At 64.8% G+C, this 14301-nt stretch carries 11 protein-coding genes; 2 read left to right on the top strand and 9 right to left on the bottom strand.

The window, feature by feature from the left end; all coding sequences use genetic code 11:
- Nucleotides 1-10: 10 nt before the first annotated feature.
- The 8 genes from AC1RCO_RS24990 to AC1RCO_RS24955 form a co-directional block, all read right to left on the bottom strand.
- Nucleotides 11-1192, bottom strand: a complete 1182-nt coding sequence (locus AC1RCO_RS24990) for a hypothetical protein (protein WP_011063761.1) — start codon at nt 1190-1192, stop codon at nt 11-13.
- Nucleotides 1171-2616, bottom strand: a complete 1446-nt coding sequence (locus AC1RCO_RS24985) for an alkaline phosphatase family protein (protein WP_053160190.1) — start codon at nt 2614-2616, stop codon at nt 1171-1173. The genes AC1RCO_RS24990 and AC1RCO_RS24985 overlap by 22 nt, the downstream gene beginning before the upstream one ends.
- Entirely contained in the window at nt 2606-3844 is a 1239-nt protein-coding gene (gene eboE / locus AC1RCO_RS24980) for a metabolite traffic protein EboE (protein ID WP_019094228.1), read from the bottom strand. The genes AC1RCO_RS24985 and eboE overlap by 11 nt, the downstream gene beginning before the upstream one ends.
- Nucleotides 3841-4725, bottom strand: coding sequence for a TatD family hydrolase (locus AC1RCO_RS24975; protein ID WP_492618144.1), 885 nt, complete (start codon nt 4723-4725; stop codon nt 3841-3843). The genes eboE and AC1RCO_RS24975 overlap by 4 nt, the downstream gene beginning before the upstream one ends.
- Nucleotides 4726-4776: 51 nt before the next feature.
- Nucleotides 4777-5544 (bottom strand): EboA domain-containing protein, encoded by a 768-nt coding sequence (locus AC1RCO_RS24970; protein ID WP_265577574.1) that lies wholly within the window; start codon nt 5542-5544, stop codon nt 4777-4779.
- On the bottom strand, nt 5541-6425 hold the full coding sequence (locus tag AC1RCO_RS24965; RefSeq protein ID WP_015637217.1) for a UbiA family prenyltransferase: 885 nt from the start codon (nt 6423-6425) through the stop codon (nt 5541-5543). The genes AC1RCO_RS24970 and AC1RCO_RS24965 overlap by 4 nt, the downstream gene beginning before the upstream one ends.
- The gene (locus AC1RCO_RS24960; RefSeq protein WP_492618143.1) at nt 6422-8305 is read right to left on the bottom strand and encodes a 3-dehydroquinate synthase; all 1884 of its coding nucleotides are present in this window, start codon (nt 8303-8305) and stop codon (nt 6422-6424) included. Before AC1RCO_RS24960 ends, AC1RCO_RS24965 begins: the two co-directional genes overlap by 4 nt.
- 731 nt (nt 8306-9036) lie before the next feature.
- Nucleotides 9037-9603 (bottom strand): cysteine hydrolase family protein, encoded by a 567-nt coding sequence (locus AC1RCO_RS24955; RefSeq protein WP_011063754.1) that lies wholly within the window; start codon nt 9601-9603, stop codon nt 9037-9039.
- A 159-nt stretch (nt 9604-9762) separates the two neighbouring features.
- On the opposite strand from AC1RCO_RS24955, the gene AC1RCO_RS24950 reads away from it, so the two are divergent.
- Nucleotides 9763-10704, top strand: a complete 942-nt coding sequence (locus AC1RCO_RS24950) for a GlxA family transcriptional regulator (RefSeq protein ID WP_217438384.1) — start codon at nt 9763-9765, stop codon at nt 10702-10704.
- Nucleotides 10705-10720: 16 nt separating this feature from the next.
- On the opposite strand, the gene AC1RCO_RS24945 is transcribed toward AC1RCO_RS24950, so the two are convergent.
- Nucleotides 10721-11932: an MFS transporter gene (locus AC1RCO_RS24945; protein ID WP_041120030.1), complete on the bottom strand. Its 1212-nt coding sequence runs from the start codon at nt 11930-11932 to the stop codon at nt 10721-10723.
- 213 nt (nt 11933-12145) lie between these two features.
- Here AC1RCO_RS24945 and AC1RCO_RS24940 point away from each other — a divergent pair, with 213 nt between their 5' ends.
- Nucleotides 12146-14251 (top strand): mechanosensitive ion channel family protein, encoded by a 2106-nt coding sequence (locus tag AC1RCO_RS24940; protein ID WP_041120721.1) that lies wholly within the window; start codon nt 12146-12148, stop codon nt 14249-14251.
- Nucleotides 14252-14301 lie beyond the last annotated feature (50 nt).

The following is a 14301-nucleotide window of genomic DNA, read 5'->3' as shown; positions in this document are numbered from 1 at the left end:
GAGCTGCTCCTTAGCGCTGCCACTGGGCGCGTTTGAGCGACCAGACGTAGTCCAGTTTCTGGTAGCCGACGAAGTCGGAGTCCGGTAGTACGGTGGTGGGGTAGACGATCCCGCCATCCTCTTTCAAGGCGAAGTTGAAGTAGGTGTTGTTGCTCGAATAGGCCGCGGTGTTGTGGCAGGCCAGGCACGAGGAGTGGCTCTGGAAGGCTGATTCCAGCTGGGAGTTGGCCAGCAGCTTGGGCTCGGCCTGGGCCTGGTCGTACTGCACGCCGATCAACTCGTACTGGGCCAGCGTGGGGTTCTGCTGCTGGAACGTGGCATTCACCGGCTGGGCCGCGTCAGTGGGCCCGGTGATGTTGGTCATGGGCTTGGCCGGCGTGCCGTTGGTCACGGTGTACTTGCTGTTGTTGCGGTTCTCGAAGGTGGTCCAGACCCAGTCGTGGGTCAGCTTGTTGATGACGTGCATGCCGCTGAGGCCGGCGTAGCCGGTGTGGTATTGGCCCTGCTTGTCGACGTAGTAGGCCTGGGCGATGAAGTAGCCATCCTTTGCCAGTTGCGCCTGGAAGGTGCTATCGCTGCCGATCCACAACCAGGAGGTCTTCAGCTCCCAGGCCGTGGCGGGAAAGTTCAGGCTGCTGGTCAGGGCGGCAATGCCGTTCCGGTTGTAGATCTTCTGCTGGACGATGTAGTTGAAGGTGTCCTGGCCCATCAACATGTGAAAACGCACCGACTGGCCCCGTTGCGCTTCCGGCACCTGGTTGCCCATTTCCAGGGCCAGGCCATCGACCTGCTGGGTGCCGTTGTCGGTGCTGCCGTCGGTGTCGTTGCCCAGGTTGAGGAACAGCCCGCTGGTGTTCATGCCCGGGATCTTCTGCGCCTGGGTCTGCACCTGGCTCGGCAGGTTGGCCTGGGTGCTGTAGGGCTGGGGAGCCTGCCCCTTGCTCAGGTAGACCTCATCGGATGGTTTGAACGTCTCCCAGAGCCGCTCCGGGCTACCGGAGCCGGCCGGCTGGTTGAGGCACACGAACCAGTTCCATGCCATGGTTTCCGGGCTCTGCTTGAAGGTGCTCAGGGTGCCGGCCTGGTCACCATTGAACGTCAGGAAGTTGCTGCAATTGAAGGCGGGCGTGGTCTGTGCGTGAGCGAGGCCGCTCAACACACCGAGCACGACTATAGGGATGGTTCGCCGCATGGAATCTCCTTGGCCTGAGCCGTATCGTCATAGGGGCGCCCTAGGAAATGCTCTAGGAGCAGGTGCTTTACCGCGGTGGCCGGCAGGTGCGCCGGCAGGGGTAAATCGCAATCGGTGATGAGCAGGGGCCCTGCCTCGGCACTGCTGGGCAAGCGTCCGTGGCTGCCGCGAATCAGTGAGGTGTCCAGGGGAATCAGGTCCATGTAGTAGCGAAAGCCGAGCTTCTTCTGCAGCAGCCGGCGAGCGACCCGCAGCTTGGGAAAGCGGATCGCCGGGTCGATGAACAGCTCCAGTGGGTCGTAGCCCGGCTTGCGGTGGATATCCACAGTGCGGGCGAAATCCGGGGCCAGGCGGTCGTCGAACCAGTAGTAGTAATCGAACCAGAAGCCCGGGGCGGCCACCGCCACCAGCTCGCCGCTGCGTGGGTGATCGAGCTGGCAGGCCCGCTGCTCGCTCCTGTCCAGCACCTGCTCGATACCGGGCTGGCGCAGCAGCAGGGCCTTGACCCGGGCAATGTCCTCGGGCTGGCGCACATAGACGTGGGCGATCTGGTGGTCGACCACGGCGAAGGCCGCGCTGGCGCCGGGGTCCAGCAGCTCCCAGCTCAGTGAACGACGTATCTGCAGCAGACCTTGCTCGCGCAGCACGCGGTTGATCGAGATGGACTGCTGCACCGCCTCGATGCCGTATTCGGAGACCAGCATCACGGCCGCGCCTTGCTGCTGGGCAAAATCCAGCAGGCGCCCGACTTCATGGTCGATGGCCCGCACTTCGTCGCTGATGGACGGATGCTCCGGCCCCAGGCGTTGCAGGCTGTAGTCCAGGTGCGGCAGGTAGATCAGTTGCAGGTCGGGGCGGCTGATCTGGAACTCGGCGATGGCGCAGTCGACGATCCAGCGGCTGGAGGCAATCCCCGCGGCCGGGCCCCAGAAGCTCGGAAAGGGGAACTCGCCGATCTGCTGTTCGATGCGTTCGTGCAGCCCCGGAGGCGACGAATAGAGGCCGAACATCTTGCGCCCGTCGGCCGGGTAGTGGGGGCGCGGGGTGATGGCTGCCTCCACCTGGGCATACATGTTGAACCACCAGAACAGCTGGCTGCAGCGCAGGCCGGGGATCTCCCGTTGCAGCGCCTGCCAGACCTTTTCACCCTGGATCAGCGCGTTGGGCTGCAGCCAGAAACGCACCTCGGCCTGATCGCGGAAATACCAGCCGTTGCCGACGATGCCGTGTTCCGAAGGCGGCAGCCCGGTGAGGATCGAGGCCTGCACGGTGGAGGTCACGGCGGGGAACACCGGGCGCAGCCGGGCCATTCGCGCCCGTTGCAGCAGGTTGTTGATCCGCGGCGTGGCCGGCCCCAGCAGGCTGGGTGTCAGGCCCACCACATTGATCAGCAGCAAGGGCTGGCGCGGGCGTTCAGAAGGCATGGGCCGGAGCCTCCAGGGCAGACGAGTGGGTACGCAGCAGATGCCGCTGGCGCAGTTGGCCCTCGACCCATTGCAGCTCGGCGGCGATGCCTTGCAGCAAGGCCTGCTCGCTGTCCGGGCGCAGCGCACCGGGCAGCACGTTCCAGCTGTAGGTTTCCACCTCCAGCACCGGCTGGAAGTTCGGGTGCGCGGCGAGAAAGTCGAAGGTGCGCAGCAAGGCCTGCTGGCTGCCGCTGAGCTCGGCCAGTAGAAACTGTTCGCTGAACAGCGGCACATGAAAGTGAATGCGCAACTCGGGGCATTGCCCCTGGGCCGGTTCGGCGGCGTCCAGGGCCCCGGGCAGGTCGGCCCAGGCCAGTAGCTGCCCGGCCATATCCCGGGCCTTGACCTGATGCAGGTAGGTGGCTTCGGCGAAGTTGCCCAGGGCCTGCAGTACCTGCTGGCGGCGTGGGCGATCGGCAAACGGCAACTGGCAGATCAGGGCGTTGGACAGCTGGATCTTGCCCACCGGAACCCGCGCATCCAGCAGCCGTTGCAGGGATTGGTAGCAGTCTTCGAAGACCACCGCCTGATGGCAGACGTCGAAGCACAGCGCCAGGTAGCCATGATGGGGATCGGTGGCCTGCCAGTGCTTGAAAAAGGCCAGGGCCTGATCGGTGTTTTCCAGCACGCAATCCGGCTCCATCTCCAGGCACACCAGGATCTTCCTGCCGCTGCTGCGATGCAGGCTGGCCAGCTCGGCGGTCAGTTGCCGCAGGTGGGTTTCGGCCTGTTGCTGCTGGGCCTCGTCCCAGGTGGCGGCATAACCGAAGGGCACGCTGGAAATCACCCCCTGCTGGCAATCCAGGGGCAGAGCGGCGGCCAGCAGATGCGCCAGTTGCAGGCTGTATTCCAGGCGCTGGGGTTCGGCCCAGGTGGGCCGGTAGACCTCGGCCTTAACTGCGCCTTCATGGAACTGGCCATAGGGGAAACCGTTGAGCGAGGTCAGGCGCAGGCCACAATCGTGCAGCAGTTCGATGAAGGCCTCGCGCACCTCGGGCACCTGTAGTTCGGCGGCGGCCTGGGCGCTGATCCACAGGCCGCTGTCCTGCACCGCCAGCCCACGCTGACGCCGCACGCCCTGGAAATGTTCCTGGATCGACGCCCGCAGGCCGGCCACGTCACGGGCCGGGTGCACGTTGCTGCAATAGCCGATCTGCGCGGCGTTCCAGCCGGCCCGGGCACTCATTTGACCACCGGTTCCTGGCCCCTCAGGGCCGAGTTGTCCTGCCACTGGCGGCGCTGGTCGATAGGCAGCGGGGTGCCCACCAGTTGCTTGTCCAACTGCCCGCTCTGGGCGAAGAAATCCACCGGGTTGTGGAACAGCACCTGCTCCACCTGGGCTTCGCTGAAGCCGGCGGCGAGCATGGCCTGGCCGGTCTTGGGCACTTTGAGCGGGTCGCTGATGCCCCAGTCGGCAGCGCTGTTGACCACCATTTTTTCGCTGCCGTATTCCTGCAGCAGGGCCACCATGCGCTGTTCCGACATCTTGGTGTTGGGGTAGATCGAGTGCCCGCGCCAGCAGTCGCTGTCCAGCACCAGGGGCAGGGTCAGTTCGTTGAGGTGGTCGATGATCACCAGGTTTTCGGCGATGCCCACCTCGCGGATCACCGCCAGGGTGCGCTTGGTGCCGCCGATCTTGTCGCGGTGCGGGGTGTGCACCAGCACCGGCAGGTTGAACTGTCTGGCCAGTTCCAGTTGCGCGGCGAGAAAGCGATCTTCTTCCGGGGTGATGTCGTCGTAGCCGATTTCCCCTACCGCTACCACGCCGTCCTTAACCAGGTAGCGCGGCAGGATCTCCAGCACTTCGTTGGCCACCGACAGGTCGTTGGCTTCCTTGGGGTTGAGGCCGATGGTGCAGAAATGGTGGATGCCGAACATGCTGGCGCGAAAGCGCTCCCAGCCCAGCAGGGTGTCGAAGTAGTCGATGAAGCTGCCGACGCTGGTGCGCGCCTGGCCTTGCCAGAACGCAGGCTCGATGACCCCGGTGATGCCGGCGGCGGCCATGTTCTGGTAGTCGTCGGTGGTGCGGCTGACCATATGAATGTGCGGGTCGAAGTACTTCGCCATGGTGGCTCCTTGCTTGAGTGCGGGAAAAATCGTGGGCTCAGCTGCCGGGGGTCAACCGCCTGCCGGGAAGTGGTCGCGCCAGTGCGCAGGCAATCGTCCCTGCTGGTACAGGCCTCGCAGGCGCTGCAGCTGGGCCTGGCTCAACAGCTTGAAGGCAATGGCCTGGGGCAGGCCGTCGGCGACCTCGCGTTCGGCGGCCAGCTGTTCTTCCATCAGGTCCAGGGCCAACTGGTTGAGGTCGACGCTGCGCCGTTCTGCCAGGCCGTGGATGTGGCGGCTGTCCAGGCCCATGCCCAGGGTCTTGAGCACCAGCTGGTGGAAGGCCCGTTCCGGGTAGTGGCGCGCGGCAAAGGGGTTGTCCAGGGCGATGGCGGCGAACACCTCGCGGTTGTTGGTGCGCCCGGCCTGGAGCGCCAGGTCGAGGCTGGCCCCCTGGCTGTCGAGGTCATCCAGGGCCTTGAGCAGGGCAGCCTTTTCCTGGTCGTCGCCCCAGAGAAACAGCTGGCGCAACAGGGCCAGTTGCCCGGCGCCGGCCTGCTGCTCCAGCAACTGGGCCAGCAGCAGCGCCCGGGCCAGTTGAGTGCGGTTGCAGTCCGGGCTGGGGGCCAGCGGTGCGCTGGCCAAGCGGCGCCGACACTGACTGCTGAGCAGCATCAGGGTGTTGGCCGAGGGCTGTCGGGCCAGTTGTTCCCGGGCTTGCTGCCACCAGCTTCGGCTGTCGTCGTCCAGATGCCGTTCCAGCAATTGCTGGCGCTCGGCGAAGGCACCATGGCGAATGGCAAGCGCCGGCGGCGCAGGGGCGATGGGATCCATGTTCATGTCGGCTTGATCCAGCGTTGAAGGTGGGGAAGCAGAAAGAACACCAGCACACACAGCAGGCTGCCCAAGGGCTGGTTGGCCACCGCCAGCACCAGGGCGTCGAACAGCGGCAGGGCGGCCAGTCCGGCACCGATGAAGGCGCGGACCTGCCGTTGTTGCGGGTTGGCCAGGTGGCGCTGGTAGTGCCAGCCCAACCAGCCCAGCCACAGCAGCAGGACCAGCCAGAACACGCTGTTGCCGGCATAGGCGGCCAGGAGCAGAGGGCTGAGCATGAGCAGCAGCGGCAGGCGACTGAGCAACTGGTTGCGATGCTCCAGGCGGGCCAGGTAGGTCAAGCCGGCGATGTAGGTGCCCAGCAGCGCGGCGCACAGCCACAATGGCTGGGGCGGCATGGCCAGGCTGGCGGCGGCGGTCAGGTACAGCGCCGAGCGGCAGCCGCCCATCAGCCAGACGCTGTGGGGATATTTCTTGTGCAGAAGGTTGTAGCCAAGGATAAACAGCAGCAGCAATCCGGCGCTGGCCAGCAGCCAGTGGGGCTGGGCAATCATCCGGCTCAGGCCGAGGACCGCCAGCGCCGCCAGCAGCAGCAGCGCGGCAGTGGCCAGGCGGACCTGGGCGCGGCTGACCAGGCCGAGAACGATCGGCCGCGGGTTGTGGTGCTGCTGGTCCCAGTCGGCGTCCATAAGGTCGTTGAGCAGCATGCCCGCCAGGTACAGCGCCGAGAGCGCCACCAGCAGCAGGGTCCAGACCAGCGGCGAGGGCGGCGCCAGGGTGGTAGCGCTGCTGGCCAGCAGCGCGGCGGCCAGGGCATTGGTCCATACCGTTGGCAGGTTGGAGACCCGGCCCAGGGTCAGCCAGGTGGTCAGCGACGATTGGGTCATTGCGCGCACCCCGGGCCCCAGGCGAAATCCGGCCCGCCGAAACCCGCCAGGCGCAGCAGGGCCTGTTCCATCAGCGGCATGTCGATCTGGTGCACATCCACCGACTGGCCCAGGCGGTTGAGCATCGGGATCGACAGCTGGCCCCCCAGGTGCTGGCGGAACTCTTCCAGGCCCACCAGGATCGGCGAACGCCCCTGGCTGTCCCGCAGGCTCAGTTCCGGCGGGCAGAGGTTGAAGCCGAGCCTGTCCAGCAGTCGCAGCAGGCGCTGGCAGTCGGCGTCGGACAGCAGGCCGCTGGCGTTGGCATACAGCGCATCCAGGGCCATGCCCACGGCCACCGCTTCACCGTGGCGCAAGCGATGCTGGCTGAGGTTCTCCAGCTTGTGGGCGGCCCAGTGCCCGTAGTCCAGGGGGCGGCCATTGCCCCGTTCGAACGGATCGCCGGCACCGGTGATATGACCCAGGTGCAGTTCGGCGCAGCGGCGAATGGCGTAGCGGCTGGCGTTGTGCTCGAAACCGGCCAGGGCTTCGGCCTGCTGCTCCATCCACTGGAAGAACGCGGCATCCTTGATCACCGCGACCTTGACCGCTTCGGCCAGGCCGGCAATCTGGTCCCGGTGGGAAAGGCTGAGCAGCAGCTGGAAGTCGTTGATCACCGCTGTGGCCGGGTAGAAGGCCCCCAGCAGGTTTTTCTGGGCGAAGGCGTTGATGCCATTCTTCACCCCGATGCCGGCATCGTTCTGCGCCAGCACGGTGGACGGGATGCGGATCAGGCGCATGCCCCGATGGAAGGTGGCGCAGGCATAGCCCACTGCGTCCAGCACTGCGCCGCCGCCCAGGGCCAGCACATAGCAGTGGCGATCCAGGCCGTGTTCCAGCATCTGCGCGTACAGCTGCTGGAGCACGTCCGGGGTCTTGCTCAATTCGCCGGCCGGCACCGCGATCGGTGCGGCCTGCAGATGCAGGTCGGCGGCGTGGGCGCTGAAGTAGTGGTCGATCTGCAGCGGCAACTGGGGCGAGCACAGCAGCAGTTGTTCATCGACAAACACCAGCACCGTGGTGCGCCCCGGGTTCTGCCGGGTCAGTTGCTGGTGCAGGCAGGGGTTGTCGGCCTGGAAGATGTGATCGGTGAACAGCACCGGGTAGTGGTAGCTCACCTGGAAGCGGCCCTCCAGAGAATGCGCCTGATCGTACCGGGGCTGGGCCAGGCGGCTCTTGAACAGGCTGCGGGTGCCGAGGAACAGCCCGGGCAGCACCATGCTGGCGAGAATGGTTGCCAGCAGGGCGTTCTGTTCCACCAGCAGGCTGCCGATGGCGGCATAGGCCAGGGCCAGCCCGGCGTTGGCCAGGGTGGTGACCAGGAGAAACTGGCGCAGCGGATAACGTTGCATGCCGGCGGCCAGCACCGAGGTTTCTGCCAGCACCGGCACGCCACGCAGGCACACCAGCGACAGGGTGCTGAGGCGATAGGCCAGTTGCCCGGGTTGCCAGGTCCTGAGCCCCAGCCAATTGGACAGCAGGCGGAAGTAGCCGGCCCCCAGCCAGTAGCCAAGGCTGGCCCCCAGGCACAGGCCGATGAAGATCACCAGGTAGCCGCCAATGGCGCCCAGGGCCGCCACGGCCAGCAGTGCCACCAGGCTGGAGGGCACGGGCAGCAGCACGTCCAGGGCCAACAGGGTTACCAGCAACAGGGCCAGGCTCAGGCGCTGTACGGGATCGGTGGGAAGGAAGGTGCCCAGGTGACTCAGCAGTTGTTGGATCTGCTGTTCAAACAACAGGAAACTGGCGATAACCAGGATCGAGAATAGTAATAACGAGAGCCAGTAATTTTCGGCCGCACCCTTGAGTGAAAAGGCACGAGACAACGAGCTGCGCTTCATCAAGCGTCCCTCTTGATTGATATGACTGGATTCCGTGTCAGTGTCAGCTGGGTAGGGCAGGAGGGCGTCTGGTTATTGAATTCCTCGACGGTTTTTATTGATCTTCTGGCGGCTGAAGAACACTTCAGTGGCGAGTAGCTATCAACTTAGTCAAGGCCGAGGGTTTTGCAAGTAAGTTGAATGAAGTGGCCTGCAAGGCATTTTTATGGCTTCAGGGGAAAGTGCGTGTTTAGTCCGGGACGGCTCCGCTGAACGTCTTGCAAGAAGTCTGATGGAGCCTGTTCTTGCTCAATGAATGCTGGGGGTGGTATAGGCGGCGGGGCTGTTTTTTTACTTTGCTATAAATATTATGAAAATTGGATATATAGAAAAAATCGTTTCATGAAAGCGCACTAAGTAATGTGCGAGGGCAGCTCTTGATGGATTTTTACAAATGTTTCAAATCAGGTTTTGAAATAACGGATTAACCCTTGATTACTATTAGTCAGCTATTTAATGGCTTGCTTATTAAAGGGGAGTTATTTAGTTGTTCCATAGAGCTGTCCGAGCGGGTTGTCGGGGAGTGTTTTTTGTTAATGGGAATCATTCGTGCGCATTGTGGTTAACTTGTAGGTCCTGCAACTATTGGCATTTGCCGCTATTAACCTCTCGGTAAACAGCGGCGAACTTAATCCGGGAAATGCCTGGTGCCATGAAGTTGCGGTGAGCCACGGCTCACCGCTTGCGGGTGATCAAGCCGCAGGGGCCTGCCCGGCCGCCAGAAACTGCTCGGTGGACAGCACGCTGGCATAGGCGAACGCCAGGGCCGCCATCACCGCACTTTGTACCTGGGCGGCAGGCACGCGCTGGCCAGCGAACTCCAGGTCGAGAGTGGCACAGGCGTCATGGATCACCTTGACCGGGTAGCCCAGGTCGGCAGCGGCCCGGGCAGTGCCTTCCACACACATGTGGCTCATGTTGCCGACGATCACCAGTTCCTCGATGCCCTGCCGCGTGAGCAGAGATTGCAGCTCGGTGTCGCGGAATGCGTTGACGAAATGCTTGAGCACCACCGGCTCATCGGCGTGGTTCTGGACCTTGGGGTGCAACTGCGCACCTGGGGAGCCGGGAGTGAAGAAGGGAGCGTCGTCGGAGGTGAATTCGTGGCGGATGTGCACCACAGGTTCAGCGTTCTGGCGAAATGCCTGGATCAGCCGGGCGGCGTTGTCCGCTGCAGCGTCGACGCCGATCAGGGGCCACTTGCCGTCGGCGAAGTAGTCGTTCTGGATATCGATTACGATGAGTGCCTGTCTGGCCATGGGTAATACCTGCGGGTGAGTGATTGACGTGGGAGCCAGTATCGCCATCGGTCGTTCCTTCGAGGATTGGCCGCACCGACATTAACCGGGGGAAAACTGACAGTGGGTATTCAAGGCACGCACGCCGAATTGGGGGTACTGCTCTATCCCGGTGTGCAGATGGCGGCGGTACATGGCCTGAGCGACTTGTTCGAGGTGGCCAACCGGATTGCCGGCGAACAGCCGCAGGCGCAGTTGCCGCGGTTGCGCGTCAGCCACTGGCAGGCCAGCGGCGAACTGCCTCCGGTGCGGGTCCACGACAGCCTGGCCGAAGCCCCCGGGGCCTTGTTGGCGGTATTGATCCCGCCTTCGCTGGCGGGCTTCTCAAGCCATCAGTCATCTGCCGCCCTGATGGACTGGCTGCGCCAGCAACACGCCGCCGGAGCCACCCTGGGCGGGGTCTGTGTGGGCTCGATCCTGCTGGCCGAAAGCGGCCTGCTCGATGGCCGCAGCGCCACCACCCACTGGACCTCGGCCCAGGCCTTCGCCGAGCGTTACCCACAGGTGCGCCTGGAAGCGGACAAACCCATTGTCGATGACGGCGACCTGATCACCAGCGCCGGGCTGATGGCCTGGGCCGAGCTTGGTCTGCGTCTGGTGAACCGCTTGCTGGGGCCGAGCATCGCCAGTGCCACGGCGCGCTTTCTGGTGATGGAACACAGTGCCAGCGCGAGCCAGTGCGGCAGCAATTTCGCACCGATCCTCAGCCACGGCGACGGGGCGATTCTCAAGCTCCAGCACTGGTTGCAGGCCAATGGCGCGGTGGATGTTTCGCTGCCGGTGATGGCGCAGCAGGCGGGGCTTGAGCCGCGCACCTTGCTGCGGCGCTTCCGGGCGGCCACCGGCCTCAAGCCGACCCAGTACTGTCAGCACCTGCGGGTGGGCAAGGCCCGGGAACTGCTGGAGTTCACCAACGGCAGCATCGATCACATCGCCTGGACCGTGGGTTATCAGGACCCTGCCACCTTTCGCAGCCTGTTCCGGAAAATCACCGGGCTGGCGCCCAGTGAATATCGCAATCGCTTCGGTGCCACCTCAACGGCTGCAAGCCGGGTACCGTAACCCGGCTGCGGCCTGTTCAGTGGCCGGCCACTGCCCGGACGCTGCCGCCGGCCGGCGCGAACGCTAGCGGGTTGCGGCGATCCAGGTGGCCGCTCAAGACGGTCAGGGCCAGGGCCACCAGCACCACCAGCGCGCCGATCCAGGCGGTGTGGATCAGCCCCAGGTGAGCGACGATCAAGCCCCCCAGCCAGGCTCCACCGGCAATCCCCAGGTTGAAGGCGGCAATGTTCAGGCCGGACGCCACGTCCACCGCCTGGGGTGTGTAGTGCTCGGCCTGACGTACCACATAGACCTGCAGCCCCGGTACGTTGCCAAACGCCACCGCGCCCCACAGCAGCACGGTCAGCAGCGCCAGCCATGGGTTGCCGGCGGTGAGGCTGAGCATCAGCAGCACCGCGGCGAGCAGGGCGAAGATGATCTTCAGGGCGCCGATCGGTCCGCGCCGGTCCGCCAGCTTGCCGCCCCAGATATTGCCCACCGCCACCGACACGCCGTACACCAGCAGCACCAGGCTCACGGTGCCGGCGCTGAAGCCGGAAATGTCCTGGAGGATCGGCGCCAGGAAGGTGAAGGCGATGAACGAGCCGCCGTAGCCCACCGCGGTCATGGCGTACACCAGCAGCAGGCGCGGTTGCTTGAGCACCTGCAGTTGTTGCAGCAGCGACGCCGGCGGGCGGTGGGTAATGTTCTTCGGCACGAACAGCAGGCTGCCGATAAAGGCGATCACCCCCAGGGCGGACACTGCGAGGAAGGTTTCGCGCCAGCCCAGATGCTGGCCGATAAAGGTGCCCAGGGGTACGCCGGTGACCAGGGCCACGGTGAGCCCGGTGAACATGATGGCGATCGCGCTGGCGGCTTTTTCCTTGGGCACCAGGCTGGTGGCGATGGTCGAGCCGATGGAGAAGAACACCCCGTGGGCCAGGCCCGTGACAATCCGTGCCAGCACCAGGGATTCATACCCGGGTGCCTTCCAGGCCAGCAGGTTGCCAAGGGTGAACAGCACCATCAGCGACAGCAGCAACAGCTTGCGCGGCACCTTGCCGCTGAGGGCGGTGAGCACCGGGGCGCCAATCGCCACGCCCAGAGCGTAGAGGCTGACCAGCAGGCCGGCGGACGGCAGGCTGACCCCGAGGTCGGTACCTATGGTGGGTAGCAGGCCAACGATAACGAACTCGGTCGTGCCGATGGCGAATGCGCTGAGGGTCAGCGCGAGCAGGGCAATGGGCATCACTGCAACTCCGGTGAAAGTGGGATTGGCGCGCAGTGTCCGGGTTTGACTCGTGCGGAAAAATAGCCCTATCGGCACAAGATATTTGCCTGTGGGTCAAGGATCCCGGAGCCCGTCGTTCACCGGCGCGCCGGCCTCGGGGGCAACTGAAGCGAACTTGCCGGGCGTTTGCTGATCAGTTCCTTACAGACCCTGCTGAAGGAGCCCTGCGTTGTGTTGAATTTCAAGACCGCGATCTTGCTCGGGATGCTGCTCGTTCTGGGCAGCAGCGAGCTCTGCGCCGCCACTGCCGCAACAGCCCCGGCGGCGGCCCCGGCCAAGCCGGAACTGCTGGTGGAAGGGGGCCTGCTGGGCGCCATCAGTTCGAGCATCGACGATGTCCAGGACAAGCTCGACCTCAATGAAAACCTGATCGACGCCTGGCGCCTGCGGGCCGACCGCGCGGCGGACGAAGTGGGGCGCCTGGTGAACCAACCCTCGGACCGTTCGGGCTGGAGCGTGGCCGGGGATTTCCTCACCTTGTCCGGCACCTGGCTGGGCAGCTTCGCCCTGCTCACGGTGCTGGCCGGGCTGCTGGTACGGCGGCTGAGCCAGCGGCCCTGGCTGCAAGCCCGGCCCCGAGGCCAGGGCCTGTTGGAATACCTGCTGCCTTACACCTTGCCGGCCTTGGTCTGCCTGCCGCTGACGCTTTACGTCAGCCATTCCCTGAACGGTTCGGTGGGGCGGGCGCTGGCCCTGTGCCTGGCCTATGCCACCAGCAGCGGCATCGTCTCGACCTCGGTGCTGTTGTGCCTGATCGTGATGTTCAACGTCGGGCACAAGCGGCCCGCGGTGCGGATCATCCGTGGCTACTGCCCGAAACCGCTGTTTCTGATCGGTTTCCTTGCGGCTCTCAGCGATGCCCTCACCAGCCCGCAGATCGCTCGCCAGCTGGGGGGCAATATCACCAGCAGCGTGGCGGTATTCACCGGCCTGCTGGCCTCGCTGATCTTCGCGGTGCTGGTGATCCGCCTGCGCCGGCCGGTGGCGCACCTGATCCGCAACCGCTCCCTGGCCCAGCGTCTGAAACAGCCGGCGTTGCAGGAGTCGCTGCGGATCTTTTCCGGGCTCTGGTACTGGCCGATCCTGCTGATGGTGCTGGTCTCGGCGGTGAGCCTGATCGGTGCCGGCGAGGACAGCCAGCAGGCCCTGCGCTGCGCCTTGCTGACCACCGTGCTGCTGATCGCCACGGTGTTCCTCAGCACCGTGCTGCAGCACCTGTTCAAGTCCCGTAGCGCCCAGACGATTCAGCGCAGCAGCGCCTACAAGGAGCGTTTCCTGAGCCTGTTGCACGCCCTGCTGCGGATCGTCATGGCCATCGCCTTCATCGAGATCCTCGGGCGCATCTGGGGGATCTCGCTGTTCGAGTTCGCCCAGCGCAATACCGTGGGCCGGGCCATCAGCGACTCCCTGAGCAGCATCGGCCTGATCTTCCTGGTGACCTGGCTGCTGTGGGTGGTGCTCGACACAGCGATCCAGGAGGCCCTCAAGCCACCGGCCAACAAGCGTTCGGCGCGTCAGCCCAGTACCCGGGTCAAGACCATCCTGCCGCTGCTGCGCAATGCGATCAAAATCATCCTGGTGGTGATCTGCGCGATCACCACCATGGCCAACCTGGGGATCAACGTCGCGCCGCTGCTGGCCGGTGCCGGGGTGGTGGGCCTGGCCATCGGTTTCGGCTCCCAGCAACTGGTGCAGGACGTGATCACCGGCCTGTTCATCATCATCGAAGACACCCTGTCCATTGGTGACTGGGTGGTGCTCGACTCCGGCCATGCCGGCACCGTCGAGGGCCTGACCATCCGCACCCTGCGCCTGCGCGACGGCAAGGGTTTCGTGCATTCGGTGCCGTTCGGCCAGATCAAGGCGGTCACCAACCAGTCGCGGCAGTTCGCCTATGCCTTCTTCTCGGTGCAGTTCACCTACGACACCGACGTCGACAAGGCCATCGAACTGATCCGCGAAGCCGGGCGCTCCATCAGCGAGGACAGCTTCCTGCGCTACAACCTGCAAGGCGGCCTGGACGTGTTCGGGGTGGACAAGATGGACCTCAACGGCGTGGTGCTGACGGCCCAGTTCCGCACGGTGTCCGGCGGCCAGTACGCGGTGAGCCGGGCCTTCAACCAGCGTCTGAAAAAGCTTGTGGATAACTGCCCCTGGGTGCATTTCGCCCAGACTTATCCACAACCGGTGGTGCTACCGGCGCGGCGGGTGCATGAAGACGAACCGGAACAGGACGACTCGGCGCTGCTGCTCCCCGAATCCCCCCGCCCGCAATGATTGCGCAACGACGGCCAGCGTAAGGGCCGCTGGATCTGGCGCAGGGCTCA

Source organism: Pseudomonas sp. GW823-FHT03E05, assembly GCF_058796855.1.
This window is presented reverse-complemented; position numbering and strand designations above follow the sequence as displayed.

Excerpts from the sequence above, each read along its gene's own strand:
- AC1RCO_RS24950 (WP_217438384.1), top strand. The coding sequence starts at position 9,763 with ATGGCGGCGGTACATGGCCTGAGCGACTTGTTCGAGGTGGCCAACCGG.
- AC1RCO_RS24965 (WP_015637217.1), bottom strand. The coding sequence starts at position 6,425 with ATGACCCAATCGTCGCTGACCACCTGGCTGACCCTGGGCCGGGTCTCC.
- AC1RCO_RS24985 (WP_053160190.1), bottom strand. The coding sequence starts at position 2,616 with ATGCCTTCTGAACGCCCGCGCCAGCCCTTGCTGCTGATCAATGTGGTG.
- AC1RCO_RS24955 (WP_011063754.1), bottom strand. The coding sequence starts at position 9,603 with ATGGCCAGACAGGCACTCATCGTAATCGATATCCAGAACGACTACTTC.
- AC1RCO_RS24945 (WP_041120030.1), bottom strand. The coding sequence starts at position 11,932 with ATGCCCATTGCCCTGCTCGCGCTGACCCTCAGCGCATTCGCCATCGGC.
- AC1RCO_RS24975 (WP_492618144.1), bottom strand. The coding sequence starts at position 4,725 with ATGGCGAAGTACTTCGACCCGCACATTCATATGGTCAGCCGCACCACC.
- AC1RCO_RS24960 (WP_492618143.1), bottom strand. The coding sequence starts at position 8,305 with ATGAAGCGCAGCTCGTTGTCTCGTGCCTTTTCACTCAAGGGTGCGGCC.
- AC1RCO_RS24970 (WP_265577574.1), bottom strand. The coding sequence starts at position 5,544 with ATGAACATGGATCCCATCGCCCCTGCGCCGCCGGCGCTTGCCATTCGC.
- eboE (WP_019094228.1), bottom strand. The coding sequence starts at position 3,844 with ATGAGTGCCCGGGCCGGCTGGAACGCCGCGCAGATCGGCTATTGCAGC.
- AC1RCO_RS24990 (WP_011063761.1), bottom strand. The coding sequence starts at position 1,192 with ATGCGGCGAACCATCCCTATAGTCGTGCTCGGTGTGTTGAGCGGCCTC.